A 24,326-nucleotide genomic window follows, 5' to 3' on the forward strand; every position below is an offset into this window, starting at 1 on the left:
CTTTTCGGTTGGCTACCGAACGTTTTACTGTTTTTTGCGACACTGTCACGTGCTGCGGGTGCAAAAACCACTAAATTCAGCGCAATTTGACGGATTATTCCGGTATGTGATCACACAAAATATTGTCGTGATCACATTTAACATTCCCCTTCATCAATGTTAGCGATTTCAAGACCAAAGGCATGTGATCACGAATCTCCTGACTGTCATTTCAGGCCTGCCGTTTGCTGCGTCACTTCGCGCAGCAGTTTCTTGCGAATTCGTTCCGGGTAGTCCGCGAAGCCCGAGGCCGAAACGACAAAAGCGCCCTCGCCCACGATAACATTCTCAAAGAAATAGGCCGTCAGGTCCGGTTCACTTTCTTCGATGGCCAACGCATTGACGACGATGCCTCGGTCCCGCAAAGCCGCGTGAACTTGCGTCGGTTCGACGCCTTCATTGGATACGCCGTCCCCCGACAGATCGATCAGTCGCCGTTTGCAATCGGAAACGGACTCAAATGCGTCCAGCGTCGTATGCAGCGCCTCGCCAATCGCGGTCGAGAAGTTCCGCCAGATGCGTGGATCTTCGGCAACCTGATCGGCAAAACGATCCAGCGCCGCGAAACTGTCGACTCGGGTCCAGGGGATCGTGACCTGCTGGCGCGACGACCCGGTCCATTGCACCAGCATCAACTGCGCCTGACCACGAACCAATGCCTCGGACACGATCGGGTCACGCAGACCAGCGGCCAGCCCGTCCATCTGGATACGAAACTCGCTGGCGTCGACAGAGCCGGAAACGTCAACCGCCAGGGCCAGCGCCAGATCGCAGGCCTGAGCCGCCGGTGCCAGACAAACGCTGGTCAATATCGCGCGCAGAATATGCATGTTGCAAGCCTAGCACGGCTTGCACGCGAATGGCTCACATTACCGTCAGCACGCCTATTGCGGCATGAGCGCCCAATAGTCGAGGTCCAGAAGCACATCCGGCAAATACCGGCCCTCGTCATTCTTCAACACGAACGGATCGCCACCCTTTGTCGCCACCAGACGCAGGCGGATCGCACCCACGCCGGGAACACCGGTTTCCGCCTTATCCATGACTTCGGACCAGGCCTTGATCGTGTCGCCCGCGAAACACGGGTTGGCATGCGCGCCACCATTCAGGCCGACAATCATCTGCGCGTTCGCAAGCCCATTGAACGACAATGTCCGCGCCATCGAGATCACGTGCCCGCCATAGATCAACCTGCCTTCCGGGCGGAACGTCAGGTCGAAATGCACCTTGGCGGTGTTCTGCCACAATCGCGTGGCCAGCATGTGTTCGGCCTCTTCCACGGTGACGCCGTCCACGTGGTCGATTTTCTCACCGATTTCATAATCGCCCCAACGATGCGCTTCACCGGCCAAAGCGAAATCGTAATTCGAAAAATCCAGACCTTCGGGCACGATCAGATCCTGGGGCGTCAAGGCCTTCTTCAATTCTGGAACAACCGTTTCGGGCGCTGGCGCATTCACGTCTGCCTTGCGCACCATCACCCAACGGACATATTCGATGACGACTTCGTCCAATTGGTTCAAACCACGGGTGCGGACCCAGACGACACCTGTTTTCCCGTTGGAATTCTGTTTGACGCCAATAACCTCGGACACAGATCGCAGGGTATCACCGGCGTAGACGGGTTTCAGCCAACGGCCTTCGCCATAGCCAAGATTGGCAACCGCGTTCAACGAGACATCCGGAACCGTTTTGCCGAACACCAGATGAAACGCCGCCAGATCATCAAGCGGACTTTCCGGCAAACCGCAATCCCGGGCAAATTCGTCCGAGGAATACAGCGCGTGACGCGCGGGATAAAGCGCGTGATACAAACCGCGTTCGCCCTCGGTCACTGTGCGCGGCACGGCGTGTTGCAACACCTGCCCTACGGAATAATCCTCGAAAAATCGGCCCGGATTTGTTTTTACCATTACTGCTGTCCCAGTTTCATGTCGGGGGAATAGTCGGCTTCGACCTCTTTGGTCACAGCCTGCGCACACCGCATTACATTGTTGGCTGAGTCAAAGGCATAGGACGGGTCACCGTACAGCTCCCATCCCTTCGCCAGCGCATCTGACACCTTGTGGCAGAAGGCCGACGTGTCTTCTTCGGTCAACAAACGATAGAGTTTCGCCATGGGGTTAGGTCCTCATGAGCCAAACGGAGACGGACCGACCAGGCCGTGGATATATCCGATAATCCCCAGCAGCACGATCGACGCCACAAAGAACATCGCATCCTTGCCATAGGTTCCCGGTTCACTGGGCGTCCAGTCGGGTTCGGCCTTGTTGATCACAACAACTTCGACCACGGCCCATGCCAGAAGACCGCCGAACAGGATGATCGAGGCCAGATCTCCGTTCACCAGTAAATGCGCAAAGGCCCACAGCTTGAATCCACCCAGCATCGGATGGCGAAACTTGTTCAGCACCCGGCCTTTGGTGCCCGCGGGGCTCATCATGAAGATCGCGATCAGAACCAACAGATTATTGACGTGAATCAGGAAGGTCGGCGGTGCCCAGACATAAATGAAGTCGGTCATGCGATAGCCGAACACCATCAACAGGATCGACGCGACCAGCGCCAGGGCTACTGCCCCCTTGCCCCCGTCGCCCATCGCGGCGCGGCGTTCAGGCGCCACGCGTTTGAACAGATGCGCGGCCCACCACAGCGCCACGCCTAAAATCAGAAGAACAAAGCCCATGCTGGCTTACCCCGCTTGCAAAGCTGAAATCGCCTCTGCTTTTGCCAGAATTTCACGGGCCGTTGCAACGTGCAGGTTTTCAACGATCTTGCCATCCACGACGGCAACACCCTGCCCTTGCGCTTCGGTCTCTTCGAATGCCGAAATTTGGCGACGGGCCAGATCGATCTCGTCAACTGATGGTGCGAATGCAGTGTTGGCCACATCGACCTGGGCCGGATGGATCAGTGTTTTGCCATCAAAGCCCATGTCGCGACCCTGCGCACACTCGGCGGTTAGACCCTCGGCATCCTTGAAAGCATTGTACACGCCATCGATGATGATCAGCCCTTCGGCCTTGGCGGCCAACAGGCACAGACCCAGCGAAGTCATCATCGGCAGGCGATCGGGACGAAAGCGAGTTTGCAGCTCTTTGGCCAGATCGTTTGTGCCCATCACGAACCCGGCCATCAGCGGATGCGCGGCGATCTCGGCAGCGTTCAGCATTCCGCGCGGCGTTTCCATCATGGCCCAGATCGGCAATTCTCCGGTGATCGCCGCCAGAGCATCCACGTCAGCCGCCGAATTCACCTTGGGCAACAGGACAACATCGGCATCCATGTCGCGCACCGCCTCGGCATCGGCACGCCCCCATTCGGTGTCCAACCCATTGATCCGGACGATCTTGACCCGCGCACCATAGCCCCCAGCGGCCAAGGCCCCTTTCAGCGTTTCGCGAGCGTTTTCTTTTTCGTCCGCTGCAACTGCATCTTCCAGATCGAAGATGATCGCATCCACAGGCAAAGATCGGGCCTTGTCCAGGGCCCGGTCCCTCGAACCAGGAATGTAGAGAACCGAACGATAGGGGCGCAGACGAGGATCCATGGACCACTCCCATTGAAATAAAGTTGCGCGGAATGGGACATTTTTTGCAGGAAAGTTCAAGCACAAAATCGCCGCACCGCAGCAAACCCGACGCAACGTGCGTTCCCTTAACCGGATTTCGTCCCTTGCCACCCACCCTGATCGGCAGTTGGAATCAAAAAGGGGTACGGGATGCGAAAGACGGTGTTCAAGATGACGATGGGGCTTGGGATCATGGTCCTGGCCGCGCAACATGTGCATGCTCAGAGTCAAAACTGTGCGCCCAGAGAAGCTGTACTGGAACGGTTGCACGAGGCCTATGGTGAAACGCGCAGGGGTTTGGGACTGGCCCGGAAAGGCGCCGTCATGGAGCTTTTTGCCTCGGACGAAACCGGCAGCTGGACGATCACGGTGACGTTGCCCAACGGGATCACCTGCCTTGTGGCTTCTGGTCAGGCTTTTGAAGAGGTGGCCGAGGCGCTGCGACCCAATGCCTGATCAGGTAAGCGCGTCCCAGATCAGCTTGCTGCCGGTGAGTGTCAGCAGCACATAGGCAAGCCCGAAGAACAGGCGTTCGGACAACATGAAATGTGCCCGGACGCCCAGCCATGCCCCCAGGATCGCAAAGGGTGCCAGCAGCAAATCCGCCCATAACGTCTGCCATGTGAACATACCCAGATAAGCATAAGGTATGAATTTCGCGATATTGATCACCCAGAAAACCAGTACCGTACTGGCTTGAAATTTCGTTTTCGTCAGGCGTTGCGACAATAGATAGACCGCTGCCGGGGGGCCACCGGCATGGCTGACGAAACTTGTGAAACCCGCGACCAGCCCGGCAAACAAACCGGAAGACGGCGGCAGTCGCCTGGCAAACCCGCGCACCCACCCTTTCGACTGCGCGATGTGCCAGATTACGAACCCGACCGAGATGCCACCAATCAGCAGACGCAACAGATCATCATCTGTTGCACGATAAAGCCACGCACCCATCGCCACACCGGGCACGGCGCCAAGGATAAGCAGACGGGAATCCGGCCAGCTCCACCGCCTCCAATAGGGACCCAAAGTGGCCACGTCGATCACCATCAAGATCGGCAGCATTAGGGCCAAAGCCTGCCCGGGCGTCAGGATCAAGGCCAGAATCGACGACGAGGCAAAGGCCACGCCGGAACCGAAACCGCCCTTTGAAATACCGGCAAAGATCACGGCAGGGATCGCCACGGCAAAAAACATCAAGTTCAATTCGAACATGTGACAGTCCCGGTTTTGGCTTGCCTCAAAGGCCGTTTAGCGCAATCAAAGCGGGGCCTGCAAATAGTATGCGGTTGTATGCCACGTCGCAGAACTCTTGCCTATTGACGTTTTAACGACTAGCACAACCGCGATTTCAATACCGACCGGATATGGAGAAATTCCAAATGGCCAGACCCAAGATTGCGCTGATCGGCGCGGGGAACATCGGCGGCACGCTCGCACATCTCGCAGCTGTCAAAGAACTGGGTGACGTTGTCCTGTTTGACATCGCAGACGGGCTGCCTCAGGGCAAGGCGCTTGACATCGCTGAATCCGGCCCTTCGGAAGGGTTCGACGCCTCGATGAAAGGCACCAGCGACTATGCCGATATCGCTGGCGCGGATGTGTGCATCGTGACCGCAGGCGTGGCCCGCAAACCGGGCATGAGCCGCGATGATCTGCTGGGCATCAACCTGAAAGTCATGAAGTCGGTTGGTGAAGGCATCGCAGCCCACGCACCCGACGCGTTCGTGATCTGCATCACCAACCCGCTGGACGCGATGGTCTGGGCCTTGCGCGAATTCTCGGGCCTGCCGCACAACAAGGTCTGCGGCATGGCAGGGGTGCTTGACTCGGCGCGCTTTGCACACTTCCTGTCGGAAGAGTTCAACGTCTCGATGCGCGACGTCACCGCCTTCGTTCTGGGCGGCCACGGCGACACCATGGTACCGTCGGTCCGTTACTCGACCGTTGCCGGCATTCCGCTGCCTGATCTGGTCGAGATGGGCTGGACCACGCAAGAGAAACTGGACGCCATCGTGCAGCGTACCCGTGACGGCGGCGCCGAAATCGTTGGCCTGCTGAAAACCGGTTCGGCCTATTACGCGCCTGCAACATCGGCGATCGAAATGGCCGAAGCCTATCTGAAAGACCAGAAACGCGTTCTGCCATGCGCGGCCTACTGCAACGGCGAACTGGGTGTAGACGGGCTCTATGTCGGTGTTCCGACCGTGATCGGCGCAGGCGGCGTCGAGCGTATCGTTGACATCAAGCTGAACGAAGACGAGCAGGCAGGGTTCGACAACTCGGTGAACGCCGTGAAGGGTCTGATCGACGCGTGCAAGGGCATCGACAGCTCGCTGGCGTAAAACAGCCCTGAACTCCGAATAACAGACCGGCCCGTTTCAGGGCCGGTTTTCTTTTGGTCCGCGCATGTCCCGGTCGCAAATGTTGGCGCAAACACCGCAAATCCCTTTTTTCGAATGTGATTTTCTGACGCTGCGCAGTTTTTTCGAATCGTTTTGCCACATCAGAAATTTTGTGATCACACCCCAAAATCCCGTGATCACAAATGTTGAAAATCTTCGCTAAAAACCTATCGAGCATCAAAAAACCCTTTAAACTTGCCCGCTAGACACCCCTATAACGATTAAACGCAGTCAGACGGGACAGTTTCGATGAACATTCACGAATATCAGGCCAAAGCCCTCCTTCGCAGCTATGGCGCACCGGTGTCCGATGGTCGCGCCGTGTTGCGCGCCGAAGAAGCCAAAACCGCAGCAGGTGAGCTGGACGGCCCGCTCTGGGTTGTCAAAGCACAGATCCACGCGGGTGGTCGCGGCAAGGGTTCGTTCAAAGAGGCCGACGCCGGTGAAAAAGGCGGTGTTCGTCTGACCAAATCGGTTGAAGAAGCCGCCGAAGAAGCCAAAAAGATGCTGGGCCGTACACTGGTCACGCATCAGACCGGTCCGGCAGGCAAGCAGGTCAACCGCATCTATATCGAAGCAGGCTCGGGCATCGAGCGCGAACTGTACCTGGCCCTGCTGGTAGATCGTCAGACCAGCCGCATTTCTTTCGTCTGTTCGACCGAGGGCGGTATGGACATCGAAGAGGTGGCCGCCGCAACGCCCGAGAAAATCCTGTCCTTCTCGGTCGATCCGGCCACCGGTTACATGCCGTATCACGGTCGCCGCATCGCCTTCTCGCTGGGTCTGGAAGGCCCGCAAGTCAAGCAATGCGTCAAACTGATGGGTCAGCTCTATCAAGCCTTCGTCGAGAAGGACATGGAGATGCTGGAGATCAACCCGCTGATCGTTTCCGACAGCGGCGATCTCAAGGTGCTGGACGCCAAGGTCGGCTTTGACGGCAACGCGGTCTACCGCCACCCCGACATCGCCGAGCTGCGCGACACGACCGAGGAAGACCCCAAGGAGCTGGAAGCCAGCAAATACGACCTGAATTACATCGCGCTGGATGGTGAGATCGGCTGCATGGTCAATGGCGCCGGTCTGGCGATGGCGACGATGGACATCATCAAGCTGTATGGGGCCGAGCCTGCCAACTTCCTCGACGTGGGTGGCGGTGCGACCAAAGAGAAAGTGACTGAGGCGTTCAAGATCATCACCTCAGACCCGCAGGTCAAAGGCATTCTGGTCAACATCTTCGGCGGCATCATGCGCTGTGACGTCATCGCCGAGGGTGTCGTGGCCGCGGTGAAAGAGGTCGGCCTGAAAGTCCCGCTGGTCGTGCGTCTGGAAGGCACGAATGTCGAAAAAGGCAAAGAGATCATCAACACCTCTGGCCTCGACGTGATCGCGGCGGACAACCTGAAAGACGGTGCCGAAAAGATCGTGAAAGCGGTCAAGGGTTAAGCTTGTTCAAGTGGGGCTGGCCTCGGGCCCGCCCCATCGCGGCTAAAACCAAGCTGAAAAGCATTGCCGCGCAAGGCCGAAAGAAGCAATCGATCTGATGACCATCCCAATCTTCCTCATAGGCTTGGAACGCGCCACAGGGCGGGCGCGTTTGATGGAGCAGGAGCTGCAAAAGGCAGGCCTGTCGGCGACGCGCGTCAATGCTGTTGATTGCGACGCCGCCACCCGTGAGGATTTCCTGCGCGACTGTCGGGCCGAAGGGCCGTGGGGCTATTTCCATACCAAGGACATGGCCTGCACCCTCAGCCATGCCAAAGCATGGGAGGCGCTGATCGCCTCGGGCGCGGAACAGGCGTTGATCCTTGAGGATGATGTGTTTCTGACACCGGAACTGGCAGACTGGCTGAATGATGCCTCATGGTGGCCCGCAGATGCCGATATCGTCCGGTTCGAACGCTGGCGCAGCACGAAGCTTTACGTGGCACTTGGACGCAAGCGGTTGTCCCATTTGGGGCGGGAACTGCGCCTGATGCGCTCGCGCCATCCCGGTGGTGCAGCTTATGCTCTGACACGCGAAGCGGCCCGGCACTTCCTGGCCCAGAAACCCTTTGACATTACGCTGGATGGTTTGTTGTTCAACCCTTCCGCCTCGCCGGCGGCGCGCCAGATCAACACCTATCAGGTGATCCCGGCCATGGTCGAACAGGGCAACGAAGCGCCCGGCGAATACAATTTGGGTGCGCCGCGCGCGCGGCCAACAGGCTGGCCCCTGATCCGGCAAAAAGTAAGGCGTGGCATCGCTGAAATCAGCAGCGGCCTGCGCACGGCGGCCAACCTGGCCCTGGGACGTGCCACGCTCGAGAAAATTACCTATGCGCCGCAGGTTCTGCCGGCGACTGAACCCAATCAATCCAACACCGCCTAGAGAAAGGGACAAAATGGCAGTCCTCATCGACGAAAACACCAAAGTGATCTGTCAGGGCTTTACCGGCTCGCAGGGTACATTCCACAGCGAACAGGCCATTGCCTATGGCACCAAGATGGTCGGCGGCGTCACCCCCGGCAAAGGCGGGATGGAGCATCTGGGCCTGCCCGTGTTCAACTCGGTCCACGAGGCCAAGCACGTGACCGAAGCCAATGCCAGCGTGATCTATGTGCCGCCGCCGTTTGCTGCGGATTCGATCCTCGAAGCGATTGATGCCGAGATGGAAGTGATCGTCTGCATCACCGAAGGCATCCCGGTGCTGGACATGATGAAGGTGAAGCGCGCGCTGGAAGGCAGCAAATCCCGCCTGATCGGCCCGAACTGCCCCGGTGTGATTACACCCGACGCCTGCAAGATCGGCATCATGCCCGGCCATATCCACAAGCGCGGCTCGGTCGGCGTTGTGTCCCGCTCGGGCACTCTGACTTATGAGGCCGTCAAGCAAACCACCGATGTGGGTCTGGGCCAGTCCACCTGCGTGGGTATCGGCGGCGACCCGATCAAAGGCACCGAGCATATCGACGTGCTGGAATGGTTCCTGGCCGATGACGAGACCGAGTCGATCATCATGATCGGTGAGATCGGTGGCTCGGCCGAGGAAGAAGCCGCGCAGTTCCTGGCGGATGAGGCCAAGAAGGGTCGCAAGAAGCCGACCGCCGGTTTCATCGCAGGCCGCACAGCCCCTCCGGGCCGCCGTATGGGCCACGCGGGCGCGATTGTCGCCGGTGGCAAAGGCGGCGCCGAAGACAAGATCGAAGCCATGCGCTCGGCCGGTATCGTCGTGGCCGAAAGCCCGGCGCAGCTGGGCGAAGCCGTGTTGGAAGCGATTGGGTAAGTGATCAAGAACCGGGCATATGCTTTTGGGGCAACGCCCGGCTCGGGGGTGGGCGAGACGCGCCCGCCCATCAATCCTGAAGTTTGCCTTTGGCAATTCCGGGCGGAACAGTAACGATGGGACCAAAGCAAGCCATATCAACCGGCATCCGAAAGACATTTGTCTTTTCGGGCAGAGCGTCGCGTTCTGAGTTTTGGTGGTTTGCCCCTATTGCAATTGTTTTGCCGATCTCCGCCGCATTACTGTTTGACTCGAGCGTTCTCGTAAACTGGGGCACCTCGAGGCTTTTGGTGATCACCGCCGCGTCTTTGCCCCTGCTTTCGGCAATGTGCAGACGGCTGCAGGATACTGGCGAAGATGGGCATCAAGCGCTCTATCCGTTCGCAACAGTATTTATCGCTTGGCTGGGGTATCATGTCTTTCTTGGCTTCGGGTTGCTGATCGGCGGACCGATTCTCCTGTTTCTTCTGGTCATCTTTCTTTTTGTTCCAGTGTTCCTAATCGCGATAGTGACAAGCGCGCTGGCTGCGTCCAATGTTATCGGGTTGATGCTGGTTGCTTCCGACCCAGACAAAAACCGATTTGGGGTGCCGCGTGAAGAGGGCTTCGCATGACCTTCTCCGACGCCATACGCACCTGTTTCTCCAAGTTTTTCACCTTCTCAGGTCGTGCCTCGCGGCCCGAGTACTGGTTCTTTTTCCTGTTCATCGTGATCTGGAACATCATCGCCGGGATCATCGACTGGCAGTTCTTCACTCAGGTCGCGATCACCGAAAGCGATGAGGTGAAATCCGTCACCGCAACGTCCTCGGCTCCGGTGCAGAGCATCGTCGGCCTGATCGTCTTCTTCCCGCATCTGGCCGTTGCGTGGCGGCGGATGCACGACACCGGGCGCAGTGGGCTGTATGCTCTGCTGCCGATCCTGCTGATCCTTGGGGCCTTTGCCGTCCTGATCTTTGGTATCGGGATCGCCTCGAGTTTTCAGCATGGCGGAACGCTCGACATTTTGTTTACCCGCGCAACATTGCTGATCGTCATCCCGACACTTATCGTTCTGGTGGTGTCGCCCCTCCTGGTGCTGTGGTGGCTGACCCGCCCCAGCCACCCAGGCACCAATCAATACGGTCCCAACCCACATGAGGTAGCCCAATGACCGAACACTCGCCCAATACTGCCTTTCACGCCTCGAGCTTCATGCAGGGGCACAACGCCGAATATCTGGAACAGCTTTATGCGCAGTACACCAAGAACCCCGGTGCGGTAGACGCTGCCTGGGTCGAGTTCTTCAAAGCCATGGGTGACGCCGCGCCTGATGTGCAGCGCGAAGCCGAAGGGCCTTCGTGGGCGCGCACGGACTGGCCGCCCATGCCAGCGGATGATCTGACCGGTGCGTTGACCGGCGAGTGGGCCGAGATTGACGCCAAGGCCGCAGGCAAGAAAATCAAGGAAAAGGCCGCCGACAAAGGTGTCGAAGTCAGCGATGACCAGATCAAGCGCGCGGTGCTGGACAGTCTGCGGGCGCTGATGCTGATCCGGGCCTACCGGATCCGGGGTCATCTGGCCGCCAACCTTGACCCCCTTGGCATGCGCGCGGCCAGCAATCATCCGGAACTGGATCCCAAAACCTACGGCTTCACCGATGCCGATATGGATCGCCCGATCTTTATCGACAACGTTCTGGGACTTCAGGTCGCCTCGATGCGGCAGATCGTCGAGATCGTTAAACGGACCTATTGCGGCACTTTTGCGCTGCAATACATGCATATCTCGAACCCGGAAGAGGCCGCTTGGCTGAAAGAGCGCATTGAGGGCTATGGCAAGGAAATCCAATTCACCAAGGAAGGCCGCAAAGCCATCCTGAACAAGATGGTCGAGGCCGAAGGCTTTGAGAAATTCCTGCACGTCAAGTACATGGGCACCAAGCGCTTTGGTCTCGATGGCGGTGAGGCGCTTATTCCGGCGATGGAGCAGATCATCAAGCGTGGCGGCGCGCTCGGCCTCAGTGATATCGTGATCGGGATGCCGCACCGGGGCCGTTTGAACATTCTGGCCAATGTGATGGGCAAACCGTACCGCGCCATTTTCAACGAATTCCAGGGCGGCAGTTTCAAACCCGAAGACGTGGATGGTTCGGGCGACGTGAAATACCACCTCGGTGCTTCAAGCGATCGCGAGTTCGACGGCAACAGCGTGCACCTGTCGTTGACGGCGAACCCGTCGCATCTTGAGGCGGTGAACCCTGTGGTTCTGGGCAAGGTCCGCGCCAAGCAGGATCAGTTGGGCGACACGGACCGCACCAAGGTCATGGCCATTCTGCTGCACGGCGATGCAGCCTTTGCCGGTCAGGGCGTCGTGGCCGAAGGCTTTGGCCTGAGCGGTCTGCGCGGGCATCGCACCGGTGGGACAATGCATATCGTGGTGAACAACCAGATCGGCTTTACCACCGCGCCGCATTTTTCACGCTCCAGCCCATATCCGACGGATATCGCGCTGATGGTCGAGGCGCCGATCTTCCACGTGAACGGGGATGACCCCGAGGCGGTTGTTCATGCAGCCAAGGTGGCGACCGAGTTCCGCCAGAAATTCCACAAGGACGTGGTTCTGGATATCTTCTGTTATCGCCGGTTTGGTCACAACGAGGGCGACGAGCCCATGTTCACCAACCCGATCATGTACAAGAAGATCAAGACGCATAAGACCACGCTGTCCTTGTATACGGAACGCTTGGTCAAGGATGGCCTGATCCCCGAGGGTGAGATCGAGGATATGAAGGCGGCCTTCCAGGCTCATCTGAACGACGAATTCGAGGCCGGTAAGGACTATAAACCCAACAAGGCCGATTGGCTGGATGGGCGCTGGTCGCATCTTGACAAGAACAAAGACGAATACATGCGCGGCGAGACGGCGATTACGCCGGAAACCATGGCCGAAATCGGCGATGCCCTCACCCGCGCACCAAGCGGATTTGCCATGCACAAGACGGTTGGTCGTCTGCTTGAGCACAAGAAACAGATGTTTGAAACCGGTAAAGGCTTTGACTGGGCCACTGGTGAGGCGCTGGCCTTCGGATCCCTGCTGACCGAGGGCTACCCGGTACGCCTTGCAGGGCAGGACGCCACGCGCGGCACCTTCAGCCAACGCCATTCCGGATTCGTTCATCAGGAAACCGAAGAACGGTATTACCCGCTGAACAACATTCGCGCTGGTCAGTCGCATTACGAAGTGATCGACTCGATGCTGTCCGAATATGCAGTGCTCGGGTTCGAATACGGATACTCGCTGGCCGAACCAAATGCGCTGGTCCTGTGGGAAGCCCAGTTCGGGGACTTCGCCAACGGCGCGCAGATCATGTTCGACCAATTCATCAGTTCGGGTGAATCGAAATGGCTGCGGATGTCCGGCCTGGTCTGTCTGCTGCCGCACGGGTTCGAGGGGCAAGGCCCCGAACATTCGTCGGCAAGGCTGGAGCGGTTCCTGCAAATGTGCGGTCAGGACAACTGGATCGTGGCGAACTGCACGACGCCTGCGAACTATTTCCACATCCTGCGCCGCCAACTGCACCGGACATTCCGCAAGCCGCTGATCCTGGTGACACCGAAATCACTGCTGCGCCACAAGCTGGCAGTCAGCACCGCCGAGGATTTCACCACCGGATCCAGCTTCCACCGGGTACTGTGGGATGATGCCCAGAAGGGCAATTCCGACACCAAGCTGGTGGCGGATAACAAGATCAAACGCGTGGTGATGTGTTCCGGTAAAGTCTATTTCGACCTGCTGGAGGAACGCGATGCTCGCGGCATCGACGACATTTATCTGATGCGGATCGAACAGTTCTATCCTTTCCCGGCGCATTCTCTGATCAACGAGCTTGAACGGTTCAAGAATGCCGAAATGGTCTGGTGTCAGGAAGAGCCCAAAAACCAAGGTGCGTGGACCTTTATTGAACCCAATATCGAATGGGTTCTTTCCCGGATCGGCGCGAAACATACCCGTCCGGCTTATGTCGGTCGCGCAACCTCGGCCTCGCCCGCAACGGGCCTGGCCAGCCAACACAAAGCCCAACAAGAAGCGCTGGTTAACGAAGCGCTGAGCCTCGAAGGAAAATAAGCGATGACCATTGAAGTTCGTGTTCCCACGCTTGGCGAGTCGGTCACCGAAGCCACTGTTGCAACATGGTTCAAAAAGCCCGGTGATGCAGTCGCCGTGGATGAGATGCTGTGTGAGCTGGAGACTGACAAGGTGACGGTCGAAGTGCCCTCTCCCTCAGCTGGCGTGATGGGTGAGATTGTGGCCGCCGAAGGCGACACGGTTGGTGTCGATGCTCTGCTGGCGACGATTGCTGCCGGTGAAGGTGCAGCCGCGCCTGCCCCGGCAACAGCCGCAGCAACCCCCGAGGCCGCACCCTCTGCATCGGGCGGGTCGGTTGACGTGATGGTGCCCACGCTTGGCGAATCCGTGACAGAGGCGACTGTTTCGACCTGGTTCAAGCAAGTCGGCGACAGCGTCGCGCAGGACGAGATGCTGTGTGAGTTGGAAACCGACAAAGTCTCGGTCGAGGTACCCGCCCCGGCTGCAGGTGTTCTGGCGGAAATCGTCGCGCCGGAAGGTGCAACCGTTGATGCAACCGCAAAGCTGGCAGTCATCTCGGGCGCGGCCGCAGGCGCAGCCCCTGCACCGGCAGCTGCTGCTGCGGCTCCAGCTGCGGCAAGCACCGGCAAGGATGTTGCAAATGCGCCGTCTGCCGAAAAGGCGATGGCCGAAGCCGGGTTGTCAGCCGATCAGGTCACCGGCACCGGTCGCGATGGTCGCATCATGAAGGAAGATGTAGCCAAGGCGGTCGCGGCTGCTTCGGCCCCCGCACCTGCGGCGGCTGCGCCGGCACCCGTTGCTCAGGTTCCGCGCGCACCGGTTGCCGCCGAAGATGAAGCCCGCGAAGAGCGTGTACGGATGACCCGTCTGCGTCAGACCATCGCCAAGCGCCTGAAGGATGCGCAGAACACCGCCGCGATCCTGACCACCTATAACGAGGTGGACATGACCGAGGTGATGGCCCTGCGCAATCAGTACAAAGACCAGTTCGAGAAGAAGCACGGTGTGCGCCTGGGCTTCATGTCCTTCTTCACCAAGGCCTGCTGCCATGCCCTGAAAGAAGTGCCCGAGGTCAATGCCGAAATCGATGGCACCGACATCGTCTACAAGAACTTCGTTCACATGGGCGTTGCTGCCGGCACGCCGCAGGGTCTGGTGGTTCCGGTCATTCGCGACGCGGACAGCATGTCCTTTGCAGCCATCGAAAAAGCCATCGCCGAAAAGGGCAAGCGCGCCCGCGATGGCAAGCTTTCGATGGCCGAGATGCAGGGCGGTACCTTCACAATCTCGAACGGTGGCGTCTACGGCTCGCTGATGTCCTCGCCGATCCTGAACCCCCCGCAATCGGGCATTCTGGGCATGCACAAGATCCAGGAACGGCCGATGGTCATCAATGGCGAGATCAAGATCCGCCCGATGATGTATCTGGCGCTGTCCTATGACCACCGCATTGTTGACGGCAAGGGCGCGGTCACCTTCCTGGTTCGTGTGAAAGAGGCGCTTGAAGATCCGCGCCGCCTGCTGATGGATCTGTAACCATGGCGACACATGTACTCTGGCAGGCCGATGTGGCCGATTTCGACGCCTGGCTGAAAGTGTTCCGCGAGGACAAGCCGATGCGCAAGGCCGCGGGTATCCGCGACCTGCATGTCTGGCGCGATCCCGATCAGAAGGACCATGCGATCGCGATGTTCGAGGTGATCAACTTGGACAAGGCCAAGGCATTTTTCGGATCCGAAGAATTGGCAATGCACCATGAACGAGGCGGCATTGCGCATATCTCGATCAAGCTGCTGGAACCTGTTTGACAATAGATATTCCCGACCCGTCAGATCGGGTCGGGAAAGCGCCGGATCGTCCGGTCGGTTTAGGAGAATGTAATGGCAAACTATGACGTCATCGTAATCGGCGCCGGACCCGGCGGCTATGTCTGCGCGATTCGCTGCGCTCAACTGGGCTTGAAAACCGCTGTGGTTGAGGGGCGCGAAACGCTGGGTGGCACTTGCCTGAACGTGGGCTGCATCCCGTCAAAAGCTCTGCTGCATGCCAGCCATCAGCTTCATGAAGCCGAACACAACTTTGCCAAGATGGGCCTGAAGGGCAAAAGCCCTTCGGTCGATTGGACACAGATGCAGGTCTATAAAGATGAGGTGATCGAGGGCAACACCAAGGGCATCGAGTTTCTGTTCAAGAAGAACAAGATCGACTGGCTGAAAGGCTGGGGCTCGATCCCTGCGGCCGGCAAGGTTCAGGTTGGCGATGAAATCCATGAAACCAAGAACATCATCATTGCGTCAGGCTCCGAACCGTCCTCGCTGCCCGGTGTCGAAGTGGATGAGAAAGTCGTTGTGACCTCAACCGGCGCGCTGTCTCTGGGCAAGATCCCGAAGAAAATGGTGGTGATTGGCGCGGGTGTGATCGGGCTGGAGCTGGGTTCGGTGTACAGCCGCCTGGGTGCCGAAGTGACGGTGATCGAGTTCCTCAAGGAAATCACGCCGGGCATGGACCCGGAAGTACAGAAGACATTCCAGCGTATCCTCAAGAAACAGGGGCTGAAGTTCATCATGGGTGCCGCGGTGCAGAAAACCGAAGCAACCAAGACCAAGGCGAAGGTGACATACAAGCTGCTCAAGGACGACAGCGAGCATGTGATCGACGCCGATACCGTGCTGGTGGCCACCGGGCGCAAACCTTATTCCGATGGTCTGGGGCTGGACGCTCTGGGCGTCGAGATGACCCCGCGCGGCCAGATCAAGGTGGGTGCGGACTGGCAAACCAACGTACCGGGCATCTACGCCATCGGTGACGTGATCGAAGGCCCGATGCTGGCACACAAGGCCGAAGATGAAGGCATGGCCGCCGCGGAACAGGTTGCGGGCAAGCATGGCCATGTAAACTATGGTGTCATTCCGGGTGTGATCTATACGTGGCCCGAGGTCGCCAATGTCGGTGAAACCGAGGCGACGCTCAAAGAACAAAGCCGTGCCTACAAGGTCGGCAAGTTCATGTTCATGGGCAACGGCCGCGCCAAAGCCAATTTTGCCTCTGACGGGTTCGTCAAGATCCTGGCCGACAAGGAAACCGACCGTATCCTGGGCGCCCATATCATCGGCCCCGCAGCAGGCGATCTGATCCATGAGGTCTGCGTGGCGATGGAATTCGGCGCATCCGCCGAGGATCTGGCCCTGACCTGCCACGCGCATCCGACCTATTCCGAGGCCGTGCGCGAGGCCGCACTGGCTTGCGGCGACGGCCCGATCCACAGCTGACAACCTTGATCCCGACAGCGATCAGCCTGTCGGGGTCAACCAGGCATCCAGATAGGTCTCCAACCTGTCGGTGAATGTCGTCGCGGAATGCAACGCGCAGAATCTTAGTGACATGGCCTGAATGGCAAAGGCCTGCACACCTTCGGCCAATAACTCGGGTGGCACGTCTTTGCGCACCTCTGCATCTTCGAGCCACAGCATCACGACACGGAAGTATCGCTCAAAACAATAGGCCACCGGTCCTATCTCGGCGACAGCCGTAGCACCGGAATACCTGATCAACAGATCGAATACATATCGCTCGGACGTCATGAAACTGTGAACCGGTTCCAGCGCCGCGATGATTTCTGCGACAGTTTTGGGCGGTGTTCCGGCCTCGGCCTGATCCAGACAGGCGTTCAGCTTGTCAGCAATCAGAATTTCCATCAGCGCATCCTTGTCGTGAAAATGCGCGAAAAAGGTGCCCTTCGCGACCCCAGCGGCCTTCACGACCTCTTCCACCCGTAACGCTTCATATCCGCCTTTGCGGATGACCTCTTCAGCGGCCGCGAGAAGCTTGGCGCGGGTCTTGATCGTACGTTTCTGAATTGTCTTTTGCATATGGCTCAATCGCATAATTTCTGACCGTGGTCAAATTTTTTATTGACCACGGTCACTTTTTGATTCTATAAATTGACCACGGTCACTTTTTAGGAGATACCCGATGCAACCGAAAAAGATTCTCATCCTTGACGGACACCCCGCAGAAAGCAGCCTGTCACGCACATTTGCCAAAACGTACAGGGACGCGGCCCGCAAAAACGGGCACGATGTACGGTTGGTTCATCTGAGCGATCTGCAATTCGATTTTGATTTCGGTCAGGGCAATTATCACGACTTCAAACCACTTGAGCCGGTTCTGGAACAAGTGCTGCAAGACTTTGAGTGGAGCGACCATCTGGTCCTGACCACCCCGATGTGGTGGGGCGGCCTTCCAGCCAAACTCAAAGGACTGATCGACCGGATGTTCATTCCGGGACGAACCTTTGACACACGGAACACTACCAAGATCGGGTTTCCGGCCCCGATGCTGACAGGGCGGACTGCGCGCGTCATCCTGACGTCAGACACGCCGGGATGGTTCATGCGCCTGATATACCGGCAGGCGCTTATCCGTCAGGTACGGGACCAGATTCTTGGGTTCGTCGGCTTCAAACCAACCCGTTTCACCTATTTTTCCGGCGCTAGCTATCCCAAGCCCGGCAGCGTAGATCGCTGGGTGGAAAAAGTATCCAGGATCGGGGCCGCTGCGGTTTGAACCACAGCCGACACCCACATCTACCACATCGTTTTTGCGGCGCGTGCAAGCCATTCCTCGTCATATTGCGCGCCGCCTTCCACGCCGTCTGATGCCTCGGACAGAAGCTGGCCTATCGTGGGAAGATTGCCGCTTTCGTCACCACTTGACCAGATACGCGCCCGGATCAGAGCACGGGCACATTGGCTGTATATCTCGGCGATTTCAACGACGATAACGGTCGCTGGGCGTTTGCCGGCCTTCTCGAATTGATGCCGCAGGGTCTCATCCGCCGTTACCCGCGCCAACCCGTTCACCCGAACGACGTTGTTGGACCCCGGAACAAGGAACATCAGCGAAACACGTGGATCGCGCACGATATTGCGCAAACTGTCCAGACGGTTGTTGCCGCGCCAGTCCGGCAGAGCCAGCGTATTCGCATCCAGGTCTTTAACCACCGGGCCATCATCGCCCCGAGGGCTGCCATCCACACCTTCAGGACCAACCGTGCTGAGCACACACAGGCGCGATGCAAGGATCCACTTTCGATAGAGAGGCGTCAGTTGATGAACGACCTTTCGCAAGGACGGAGCACCGGGCCGACCATACAAAGCTTCAAGCGTTTCAATGTCACGAATGTGCTCCATCCGGATCAAACCCCACTTCCCGCATCAACTCGTTGGAACGTGTTTCTATCACATCTTCCAGCCGGGCAAGGAATTCGTCCCGGCCAACACCCGGCTCGATTGGGTCGAGGAAATCGACGATCGCAAGGCCCGGTTTGCGCATGACACCCGTTCGGGGCCAGAAAACGCCAGCATTCGTCGCGACCGGAACGCAGGGAAAGCCGAGCCCTTCGTAAAGAACGGCTGTTCCAACCTTGTAAGGTTTCTTCGCACCGGGCGCCACACGTGTCCCTTGCGGGTAAATCACAAGCTGCCCGGGTTCCGAAAACTCTTTCGACACATCTTTGACCATCTTGGTCACGGCAGCACCGCGCTTGCCGCGATTGACCGGAATACAGCCAAGTCGCCGCGCATACATTCCAATGACTGGCGTAAACAAAAGCTCACGCTTCATGATGAACTTGCCGTGCGGAATGGCATCAAAAATGATGATGATATCAAGAAACGACTGGTGTTTTGCGGCTATGACCACCTCATTCGTTGGGACCGTACCCCGCACTTCACACCGAATGCCAACCATCCAACGAGCCAGCCACATGGTGCTGCGCGCGTAGGTCTTGCACGCCCTCAGGGCGCCAGCCTTGGAAAACAGTGCATAGGGCAGAAAGACAATGCCAAGGATCAGCATCCAGGCGTAGATCACGATCATGAAGATCAATGACCGAACCCATTGAACAGCCATCAACATCAGGAAAGCTCCTTCAATTTGCGTCGGGCCGCAGCCCAGGTGGCAAAAAACGCTACCATGGCACCAAGGATCGGAATAAGAACCGGCAACGCCCAGTCTTTGCCCTGAAAGCCGACGCCAGCCAGAAAACCACCCGATTCCGAGGCTTCGGGCAGCATCAGAACACCGGTCATGCCCAGCAATGTACCGACCGATGCCCCAAAAAATGCGCGATATGTAAACCGCCTTACGAATGCGCCCGCTATGAACCCATCGCGTGCACCGACCAGGCGCAACACTTCGATGATCTGGGCATTTGCGGCAAGTGACGCATTGGCGGCAAGAGTAATCATGGCAGCGGTCGCACCGCCGATCAGCAGGATCGAAATCCACCCCAGACGACGCAGGGACATCGCCGCATCAACCAAAGGCTCCCGCCACCGCGTGTGATCATCCAGTACGGCGCCCGGCACCTCGGCTCCCAGTCGCAAACGCAACCCAGCCACGTCGATGCCCGGTTCGGTTTCAATGATCTCGATAAGCTGCGGCACGGGCAGCGTATCCAGCGGCAGATCCGGCCCAAACCAAGGGGCAAGCAACGCCGCCTGCTCTTCCTGCGTCAAGGCACGGGCCGAGGCCACGCCAGGCGTCTGGCTCAGAACGGTCAGCGCGGCCTCGGTCTGGGCCGCACGCTGTTCCGTTGGCGCGTTGATGCGCAGGGTTGCAGCTCCGGCCAGTTCCGAGGCCCAGCGATCCGCAATGCGCCCCGACGCCAGAGACAGGGCCAGGGCGAATACCGCAAGAAACGCCATCGCACCCGCGACAAACAGAGTCAGGTGTGCCGTGTATCCCGTTGGGGGAACAACCCGGTCTGCCCGTTTGTCACCGCGCAACAGATTTCTGAGGTCAGGACTGATCATAGATCCGCCCCCGCCAGTTGCAGCTTGCGCTGCGAAATACGCAAGACACGGGCCTGTACCTGGCTTTTGGCCGCGCGGATCAGGCTCAGATCATGGGTGGCGATCAGGACGGTTTTGCCCATCCGGTTCAGTTCGATCAGAAGACGCAGCAGCCGTTGCGACATTTCCCAGTCGACATTGCCCGTCGGCTCATCCGCCAAAACCACGTCAGGCGACAATATGACGGCACGCGCCAGAGCGGCCCTTTGCCGCTCGCCGCCGGACAGTTCAGGCGGGAGCGCTTCGAGCCTGGCGCCAAGACCCACCCAGCTGAGCAGCTCGGTCAGGTTTTCCTGCTCGGATGTTTCCGAACGCCCGGACACCATCAGCGGCAACGCGACGTTTTCTGCAAGCGTCATGTGGTCAAGGAACTGACAATCCTGATGCACGACACCAACGCGGCGACGCAATACGGCCAGCTGGTCGCGATCAAGCGTTGAAATATCCTGGTCAAACACGCTCAACCGCCCCGAGCTCGGCAGCAGGGCACCATAGCACAGCTTGAGCAACGTGGTCTTGCCCGCCCCGGAAGGCCCGGTCAGAAAGTGAAACGAACCCGGCTGCAATTGTACCGAGACATCACTCAGCAATTCGCCACCACCGTAGGTGTAGCTGACATTTTCCAGCTCGATCACACGTGCCCCCGTTATTTTGCCGCTCTTCTTGCCCGAGCATGGTGATGGTTTCAATGGCTCTACCGAGTCCAATTGGTGACACTTGACCCGCGAAACCGAAAACGCTCTTTGCTGTTGGGTCTTAACCGAATATCATTCCTGAAAAAACTATTATCGGCCCTTCGCCCGGCCGAGGAGGCAGCATGCGTCTTACATGTCCGAATTGCAGCGCGCAGTACGAGGTTCCTGACGAGGTCATCCCCGAGGAAGGCCGCGACGTACAGTGTTCCAACTGCGATCAGACCTGGTTCCAAGCGAAGCACCCTGCCGAAGCCGCAGAGGCACCGAACGAAAAAGCGGAAACCCCTGAACAGGATGACGCATCGCCCGACGTGGTCGACGCTCCGCAGGGCGTTGAACCGGAACCTGTTGAAGAAGCGGTATCCGAAGACAAGCCAGAAATTGATGAACCCGCCGAGCCCACCGGGAATGTCGATCCGTCCGTCGCCAGCATTCTGAGAGAGGAAGCTGCCCGCGAAGCGGAATTGCGGGCGCAGGAAGGCAGCAGCCTCGAAAGCCAGCCCAATCTGGGGCTGGATACGCCGCCAGAACCCAAGGTGCGCCCCAAGCGGCCTTCGGCTTCGGAAACCGCTGTCGATGCCGGGCAGAAAGACGCACTGCCGGATGTCGAAGCCATCAATTCGACCATGCGATCAGATGAGCCGGAAGAGGTCCCGCAGCCACCCCGCAAATCGGGCGGATTCCTACGCGGCTTCGCGTTGATGCTGATCATCGGCGTGGTTCTGTATCTGATCTATGGAAATGCCCAACAGATCAGCGAAGCGGTCCCTCAGGCCGACCCGTTGCTGAGCTCATACGTGTCGCTTGTGGATCAGGCGCGTATCTGGCTTGAGGCACAGGCTGGATCCGGTGCCCAGAACTGAGGTCTAGAACCGCTCCAACAAACGTTTCAGGTATTCCAGCTCGATCTGGGGGCGGTCCGATTCCCCGGTTCTGCGCCGGATTTCATCCAGCAGTTCCCGCGCCCGGCGATACACGTCTTCGCCTTGCAGCAAATTCTCATCTGTTGAAATCGAACCGGCGGCACCCGGGTTTCGGCCCAGCGGATCGCGGTTGTTGGCTTGCATATCGCCATCCTGCGTTCCCTGACCCGGCTGATTCTGCTGGTTCTGCGCCATCGCCTCACCCAGCGAGCGCATCCCTTCGCGCAGGGCTTCCATCGCCTCGGATTGCCGGTCGATGGCTTCGGCCAGATCATCCCCACGCAGGGCCTGTTCCGCCTCGTCCATGGCGCGCCCGGCCCGGTCCAGCGCCTCGCGCGCGGCGTCGCCTTCGGGCGTACCGGCACCGGGCAACCCCTGTTGCTGGCGGCTCAACTCATCTCTCAGCGCCTGCTGCCGATCCGCAAGTGTGCCTTGACCCTGCTGGCCTTCGCCAGCCTGATCCGAGCCTTCCCCCTGACCGCCCTGACCTTCGTGGCTTTGCCCCCGGCCTTGCCCGCCATTGCGTCCCTCATTGCCCTGGCTTTCACCGGATTGAGCGCCCGGGTTGAACTGTTCCTGCAAATCACGGAAGGCCTGATCGCTCAGACCTTGTTGCTCGCGCAGAGTTTCCGCAAGACCTTCCATGGCCTGCTGACCTTCGGACTGCTGCCCACCGCCCTGGCCCTGAGTCACACGCATGTTTTCCATCATCTGCTGGAACTCTTCCAGCGCCTGCTGGGCTTCAGCCATTCGGCCCTGTTCCATGAGCTCCTGAATGCGGTCCATCATGCGTTGCAGATCATCCTGCGTCATTTGCAGGGACTCGCCGTTCTGGCCCTGCTGACGCTCGCCATCTTCGCCGTTTGGCTGGGCCAACCGTTGCAGTTGTTGGAGGTAATCCTGCGTCGCTTCGCGCAATTCCTGCATCAGTTCCGCGATTTCCTCGTCGCTGGCGCCGTTCTTCATTGCTTCGGTCAGACGTTCCTGCGCGCGCCGCATCCGTTCCAGCGCATCCGCAAGCGTGCCGTCCTCGATCAACACGGCAAGATCCCAGAGGGCCTGGGCGATCTCTGCCTGCTGTTCGGGTTTCAGCCCGTATTGATCAAAGGTCTCTAGCCGCCGCAGCACGACCCTCAGACGCAAATAGGCAGTTTCCGAACGAAACAGGTCCTCTGGAAGATGCGATACAGCCCGCAGCAGTTGCGCTATCCGAGGCGCATTGGACCGCGACCACAGCAGATCGCGCCGTTGTTCAATCACCGCTGCGGCCAGCGGATCAAAAAACCGACGGGCCGGAAGGTCGGTCACATAAGGTTCGGAAGACGATTGCTGATCCGCCGCGTCCGTGGCCATCAAAGTAATCCGGACCGGCAAATGCGCCCACGGGTGTTGCGAGAAGTCCTCGATCAGATCTTCCGCAAAATCCGCCCGGTCGCCGGTGATCGGCATAGGCAGTTCAACTGCGATCGCTTCGCGTGGCTCGGGCTCTGCTGCCAGACCATAGCGGCGGTCAACGGCAGCCAGATCCAGTTCGATCAAGGCAGAGCCTGCAACCACACCATAGTCATCTCCTGCGACGAATGGCAGCTTCATCTGCCCGCCCGCTTCGGCCTCAGCCGATCCAGCCACGGCTATCTGTGGTGCCGTGTCGTCAATGATCTCAACGGCCCATTCCCGCCCCGCTGGCCCGTCGATGCGCAACTGGCCAGAACGTTCTGCCACGAACTCCTGCTCGGGGTCGGTCGCCGCCTCGGCCCCCAGGGCCGAGCTGTTTTCCGTCAGGCTATGTGCGCCAACCTCACCATAAAGCCGCAAGGTAACGCGACTGCCTTTGGGAACGGCAAGCTCTGCATCCGTTTGGTCCGCAAGATACAGCGTTGGAAGGCCCGTATAGCGCGGGGGTTCGACCCATCCTTCCCAAGTCGGCCCTTGCCCGGCGACGGCAGTGCCCGGGGCCATGTCCGCCACAGACCCCACGCGCCACAATGAGCCGAAAACCAGCGCTACGACAAAAGCCAGCAACGCCGCGTAGCGCAGTGCATAAGGATCTCGCGATGCCAGCCGAAGATCTGGTTTCACGGCCTCGGCCGTTGCGACCCGTTGCGCCATCCGGTCTTTGTGGGCTTGCCACAGCGCCACGGAATCCCGATCGGCCGCACCAATAGCCTGATCATCCATCAAGGCCTGAATTGGGCGTCCCGGCAAGGTCTCATCCAGCCGCACCAAAACGTCGGCGCGCGAGGGCAACTTGAGACCCCTCAGGCCAAGCACCGCGGCCGTCAACAACAACCCCAGGGACAGCGCGCCAACTGCCCAGACGATTTCCACGGAAACAACATCTTGAAGCCCCAGCATCAATGCCGCAAGCAGAACAAGTGCAATCGAGAATGCCGGCCAGAACGCGCGCAACACCTGTTCAGCCACCATGCCGACATGGGTCAGCCAAACGGACAGGCGCGGAATGGGCAGGTTTGAACGGTCGGACAA

The 24,326-nt window shown here is 58.9% G+C and carries 25 protein-coding genes; 13 read left to right on the forward strand and 12 right to left on the reverse strand.

The genetic code is table 11. The annotated features are described in order from the left end of the window. Positions 1–206 precede the first annotated feature (206 nt). Genes GS614_RS16260 through GS614_RS16280 form a run of 5 tightly spaced genes read right to left on the reverse strand, consistent with a single transcriptional unit; the run spans position 207 to position 3,589 of the window. Positions 207–869, reverse strand: coding sequence for a DUF1194 domain-containing protein (locus GS614_RS16260; protein ID WP_171171150.1), 663 nt, complete (start codon positions 867–869; stop codon positions 207–209). Positions 870–923: 54 nt separating this feature from the next. Continuing rightward, complete coding sequence (locus tag GS614_RS16265) at positions 924–1,952, reverse strand: MaoC family dehydratase (protein ID WP_171726803.1); 1,029 nt, start codon at positions 1,950–1,952, stop codon at positions 924–926. Then, on the reverse strand, positions 1,952–2,158 hold the full coding sequence (locus tag GS614_RS16270; RefSeq protein WP_152456835.1) for a DUF1737 domain-containing protein: 207 nt from the start codon (positions 2,156–2,158) through the stop codon (positions 1,952–1,954). Before GS614_RS16270 ends, GS614_RS16265 begins: the two co-directional genes overlap by 1 nt. Positions 2,159–2,170: 12 nt before the next feature. Further along, positions 2,171–2,725 (reverse strand): NnrU family protein, encoded by a 555-nt coding sequence (locus tag GS614_RS16275; protein ID WP_171726804.1) that lies wholly within the window; start codon positions 2,723–2,725, stop codon positions 2,171–2,173. A 6-nt stretch (positions 2,726–2,731) separates the two neighbouring features. Then, on the reverse strand, positions 2,732–3,589 hold the full coding sequence (locus GS614_RS16280) for a CoA ester lyase (protein ID WP_171726805.1): 858 nt from the start codon (positions 3,587–3,589) through the stop codon (positions 2,732–2,734). Positions 3,590–3,760: 171 nt separating this feature from the next. On the opposite strand from GS614_RS16280, the gene GS614_RS16285 reads away from it, so the two are divergent. Continuing rightward, a complete protein-coding gene (locus GS614_RS16285) occupies positions 3,761–4,066 on the forward strand; it encodes a hypothetical protein (RefSeq protein WP_171726806.1) in 306 nt (101 codons plus the stop codon). Here GS614_RS16285 and GS614_RS16290 read toward each other — a convergent pair whose 3' ends face one another. Beyond that, positions 4,067–4,822: a sulfite exporter TauE/SafE family protein gene (locus tag GS614_RS16290; protein WP_171363565.1), complete on the reverse strand. Its 756-nt coding sequence runs from the start codon at positions 4,820–4,822 to the stop codon at positions 4,067–4,069. A gap of 167 nt (positions 4,823–4,989) precedes the next feature. On the opposite strand from GS614_RS16290, the gene mdh reads away from it, so the two are divergent. The 10 genes from mdh to lpdA all read left to right on the forward strand — a co-directional run bounded on the left by mdh (position 4,990) and on the right by lpdA (position 16,633). Beyond that, on the forward strand, positions 4,990–5,952 hold the full coding sequence (mdh, locus tag GS614_RS16295; RefSeq protein ID WP_117870353.1) for a malate dehydrogenase: 963 nt from the start codon (positions 4,990–4,992) through the stop codon (positions 5,950–5,952). A gap of 309 nt (positions 5,953–6,261) precedes the next feature. Continuing rightward, a complete protein-coding gene (sucC, locus tag GS614_RS16300; RefSeq protein WP_152456830.1) occupies positions 6,262–7,455 on the forward strand; it encodes an ADP-forming succinate--CoA ligase subunit beta in 1,194 nt (397 codons plus the stop codon). A gap of 97 nt (positions 7,456–7,552) precedes the next feature. Then, a complete protein-coding gene (locus GS614_RS16305; RefSeq protein WP_171119701.1) occupies positions 7,553–8,380 on the forward strand; it encodes a glycosyltransferase family 25 protein in 828 nt (275 codons plus the stop codon). A gap of 13 nt (positions 8,381–8,393) precedes the next feature. After that, positions 8,394–9,275, forward strand: a complete 882-nt coding sequence (sucD, locus tag GS614_RS16310) for a succinate--CoA ligase subunit alpha (protein ID WP_152456828.1) — start codon at positions 8,394–8,396, stop codon at positions 9,273–9,275. Between the two features lie 116 nt (positions 9,276–9,391). Then, on the forward strand, positions 9,392–9,889 hold the full coding sequence (locus GS614_RS16315; RefSeq protein WP_171726807.1) for a DUF805 domain-containing protein: 498 nt from the start codon (positions 9,392–9,394) through the stop codon (positions 9,887–9,889). After that, positions 9,886–10,428, forward strand: coding sequence for a DUF805 domain-containing protein (locus GS614_RS16320; protein ID WP_171363561.1), 543 nt, complete (start codon positions 9,886–9,888; stop codon positions 10,426–10,428). Before GS614_RS16315 ends, GS614_RS16320 begins: the two co-directional genes overlap by 4 nt. Beyond that, on the forward strand, positions 10,425–13,382 hold the full coding sequence (locus GS614_RS16325; protein ID WP_171726808.1) for a 2-oxoglutarate dehydrogenase E1 component: 2,958 nt from the start codon (positions 10,425–10,427) through the stop codon (positions 13,380–13,382). Before GS614_RS16320 ends, GS614_RS16325 begins: the two co-directional genes overlap by 4 nt. A 3-nt stretch (positions 13,383–13,385) precedes the next feature. Beyond that, positions 13,386–14,900, forward strand: a complete 1,515-nt coding sequence (gene odhB, locus GS614_RS16330; RefSeq protein WP_171726809.1) for a 2-oxoglutarate dehydrogenase complex dihydrolipoyllysine-residue succinyltransferase — start codon at positions 13,386–13,388, stop codon at positions 14,898–14,900. A gap of 2 nt (positions 14,901–14,902) precedes the next feature. Next, on the forward strand, positions 14,903–15,172 hold the full coding sequence (locus tag GS614_RS16335; RefSeq protein WP_152456823.1) for a hypothetical protein: 270 nt from the start codon (positions 14,903–14,905) through the stop codon (positions 15,170–15,172). 72 nt (positions 15,173–15,244) lie between these two features. Next, positions 15,245–16,633 carry a dihydrolipoyl dehydrogenase gene (gene lpdA, locus GS614_RS16340; protein ID WP_171331372.1) on the forward strand — a complete coding sequence of 463 codons (1,389 nt, stop codon included), beginning with the start codon at positions 15,245–15,247 and terminating at the stop codon, positions 16,631–16,633. Between the two features lie 21 nt (positions 16,634–16,654). Here lpdA and GS614_RS16345 read toward each other — a convergent pair whose 3' ends face one another. Then, the gene (locus tag GS614_RS16345) at positions 16,655–17,233 is read right to left on the reverse strand and encodes a TetR/AcrR family transcriptional regulator (RefSeq protein ID WP_171726810.1); all 579 of its coding nucleotides are present in this window, start codon (positions 17,231–17,233) and stop codon (positions 16,655–16,657) included. 103 nt (positions 17,234–17,336) lie between these two features. On the opposite strand from GS614_RS16345, the gene GS614_RS16350 reads away from it, so the two are divergent. Next, entirely contained in the window at positions 17,337–17,930 is a 594-nt protein-coding gene (locus GS614_RS16350; protein WP_171616837.1) for an NAD(P)H-dependent oxidoreductase, read from the forward strand. 20 nt (positions 17,931–17,950) lie between these two features. Here the strand turns inward: GS614_RS16350 and GS614_RS16355 are convergent, their stop codons facing one another. From GS614_RS16355 to GS614_RS16370, 4 genes are read right to left on the reverse strand one after another with little or no spacing between them, the layout of a single operon-like run. Beyond that, on the reverse strand, positions 17,951–18,556 hold the full coding sequence (locus tag GS614_RS16355) for a pyridoxamine 5'-phosphate oxidase family protein (RefSeq protein WP_171233121.1): 606 nt from the start codon (positions 18,554–18,556) through the stop codon (positions 17,951–17,953). Then, positions 18,540–19,283 carry a 1-acyl-sn-glycerol-3-phosphate acyltransferase gene (locus GS614_RS16360; protein WP_171233122.1) on the reverse strand — a complete coding sequence of 248 codons (744 nt, stop codon included), beginning with the start codon at positions 19,281–19,283 and terminating at the stop codon, positions 18,540–18,542. The genes GS614_RS16355 and GS614_RS16360 overlap by 17 nt, the downstream gene beginning before the upstream one ends. Beyond that, a complete protein-coding gene (locus tag GS614_RS16365) occupies positions 19,283–20,182 on the reverse strand; it encodes an ABC transporter permease (protein ID WP_171171176.1) in 900 nt (299 codons plus the stop codon). Before GS614_RS16365 ends, GS614_RS16360 begins: the two co-directional genes overlap by 1 nt. Then, positions 20,179–20,856, reverse strand: a complete 678-nt coding sequence (locus tag GS614_RS16370; RefSeq protein WP_152456816.1) for a cell division ATP-binding protein FtsE — start codon at positions 20,854–20,856, stop codon at positions 20,179–20,181. Before GS614_RS16370 ends, GS614_RS16365 begins: the two co-directional genes overlap by 4 nt. 182 nt (positions 20,857–21,038) lie before the next feature. Between GS614_RS16370 and GS614_RS16375 the strand changes: the two genes are divergently transcribed. Next, positions 21,039–21,779: a zinc-ribbon domain-containing protein gene (locus GS614_RS16375; protein WP_171206056.1), complete on the forward strand. Its 741-nt coding sequence runs from the start codon at positions 21,039–21,041 to the stop codon at positions 21,777–21,779. Positions 21,780–21,782: 3 nt separating this feature from the next. Here the strand turns inward: GS614_RS16375 and GS614_RS16380 are convergent, their stop codons facing one another. Beyond that, positions 21,783–24,326 carry a TIGR02302 family protein gene (locus GS614_RS16380; protein ID WP_371809408.1) on the reverse strand — a complete coding sequence of 848 codons (2,544 nt, stop codon included), beginning with the start codon at positions 24,324–24,326 and terminating at the stop codon, positions 21,783–21,785.

Origin of the sequence: Ruegeria sp. HKCCD6604 (genome assembly GCF_013110635.1) — a bacterium.
Taxonomy (GTDB): domain Bacteria; phylum Pseudomonadota; class Alphaproteobacteria; order Rhodobacterales; family Rhodobacteraceae; genus Ruegeria.

Excerpts from the sequence above, each read along its gene's own strand:
- GS614_RS16260 (WP_171171150.1), bottom strand. The coding sequence starts at position 869 with ATGCATATTCTGCGCGCGATATTGACCAGCGTTTGTCTGGCACCGGCG.
- GS614_RS16265 (WP_171726803.1), bottom strand. The coding sequence starts at position 1,952 with ATGGTAAAAACAAATCCGGGCCGATTTTTCGAGGATTATTCCGTAGGG.
- GS614_RS16270 (WP_152456835.1), bottom strand. The coding sequence starts at position 2,158 with ATGGCGAAACTCTATCGTTTGTTGACCGAAGAAGACACGTCGGCCTTC.
- GS614_RS16275 (WP_171726804.1), bottom strand. The coding sequence starts at position 2,725 with ATGGGCTTTGTTCTTCTGATTTTAGGCGTGGCGCTGTGGTGGGCCGCG.
- GS614_RS16280 (WP_171726805.1), bottom strand. The coding sequence starts at position 3,589 with ATGGATCCTCGTCTGCGCCCCTATCGTTCGGTTCTCTACATTCCTGGT.
- GS614_RS16285 (WP_171726806.1), top strand. The coding sequence starts at position 3,761 with ATGCGAAAGACGGTGTTCAAGATGACGATGGGGCTTGGGATCATGGTC.
- GS614_RS16290 (WP_171363565.1), bottom strand. The coding sequence starts at position 4,822 with ATGTTCGAATTGAACTTGATGTTTTTTGCCGTGGCGATCCCTGCCGTG.
- mdh (WP_117870353.1), top strand. The coding sequence starts at position 4,990 with ATGGCCAGACCCAAGATTGCGCTGATCGGCGCGGGGAACATCGGCGGC.
- sucC (WP_152456830.1), top strand. The coding sequence starts at position 6,262 with ATGAACATTCACGAATATCAGGCCAAAGCCCTCCTTCGCAGCTATGGC.
- GS614_RS16305 (WP_171119701.1), top strand. The coding sequence starts at position 7,553 with ATGACCATCCCAATCTTCCTCATAGGCTTGGAACGCGCCACAGGGCGG.
- sucD (WP_152456828.1), top strand. The coding sequence starts at position 8,394 with ATGGCAGTCCTCATCGACGAAAACACCAAAGTGATCTGTCAGGGCTTT.
- GS614_RS16315 (WP_171726807.1), top strand. The coding sequence starts at position 9,392 with ATGGGACCAAAGCAAGCCATATCAACCGGCATCCGAAAGACATTTGTC.
- GS614_RS16320 (WP_171363561.1), top strand. The coding sequence starts at position 9,886 with ATGACCTTCTCCGACGCCATACGCACCTGTTTCTCCAAGTTTTTCACC.
- GS614_RS16325 (WP_171726808.1), top strand. The coding sequence starts at position 10,425 with ATGACCGAACACTCGCCCAATACTGCCTTTCACGCCTCGAGCTTCATG.
- odhB (WP_171726809.1), top strand. The coding sequence starts at position 13,386 with ATGACCATTGAAGTTCGTGTTCCCACGCTTGGCGAGTCGGTCACCGAA.
- GS614_RS16335 (WP_152456823.1), top strand. The coding sequence starts at position 14,903 with ATGGCGACACATGTACTCTGGCAGGCCGATGTGGCCGATTTCGACGCC.
- lpdA (WP_171331372.1), top strand. The coding sequence starts at position 15,245 with ATGGCAAACTATGACGTCATCGTAATCGGCGCCGGACCCGGCGGCTAT.
- GS614_RS16345 (WP_171726810.1), bottom strand. The coding sequence starts at position 17,233 with ATGCAAAAGACAATTCAGAAACGTACGATCAAGACCCGCGCCAAGCTT.
- GS614_RS16350 (WP_171616837.1), top strand. The coding sequence starts at position 17,337 with ATGCAACCGAAAAAGATTCTCATCCTTGACGGACACCCCGCAGAAAGC.
- GS614_RS16355 (WP_171233121.1), bottom strand. The coding sequence starts at position 18,556 with ATGGAGCACATTCGTGACATTGAAACGCTTGAAGCTTTGTATGGTCGG.
- GS614_RS16360 (WP_171233122.1), bottom strand. The coding sequence starts at position 19,283 with ATGTTGATGGCTGTTCAATGGGTTCGGTCATTGATCTTCATGATCGTG.
- GS614_RS16365 (WP_171171176.1), bottom strand. The coding sequence starts at position 20,182 with ATGATCAGTCCTGACCTCAGAAATCTGTTGCGCGGTGACAAACGGGCA.
- GS614_RS16375 (WP_171206056.1), top strand. The coding sequence starts at position 21,039 with ATGCGTCTTACATGTCCGAATTGCAGCGCGCAGTACGAGGTTCCTGAC.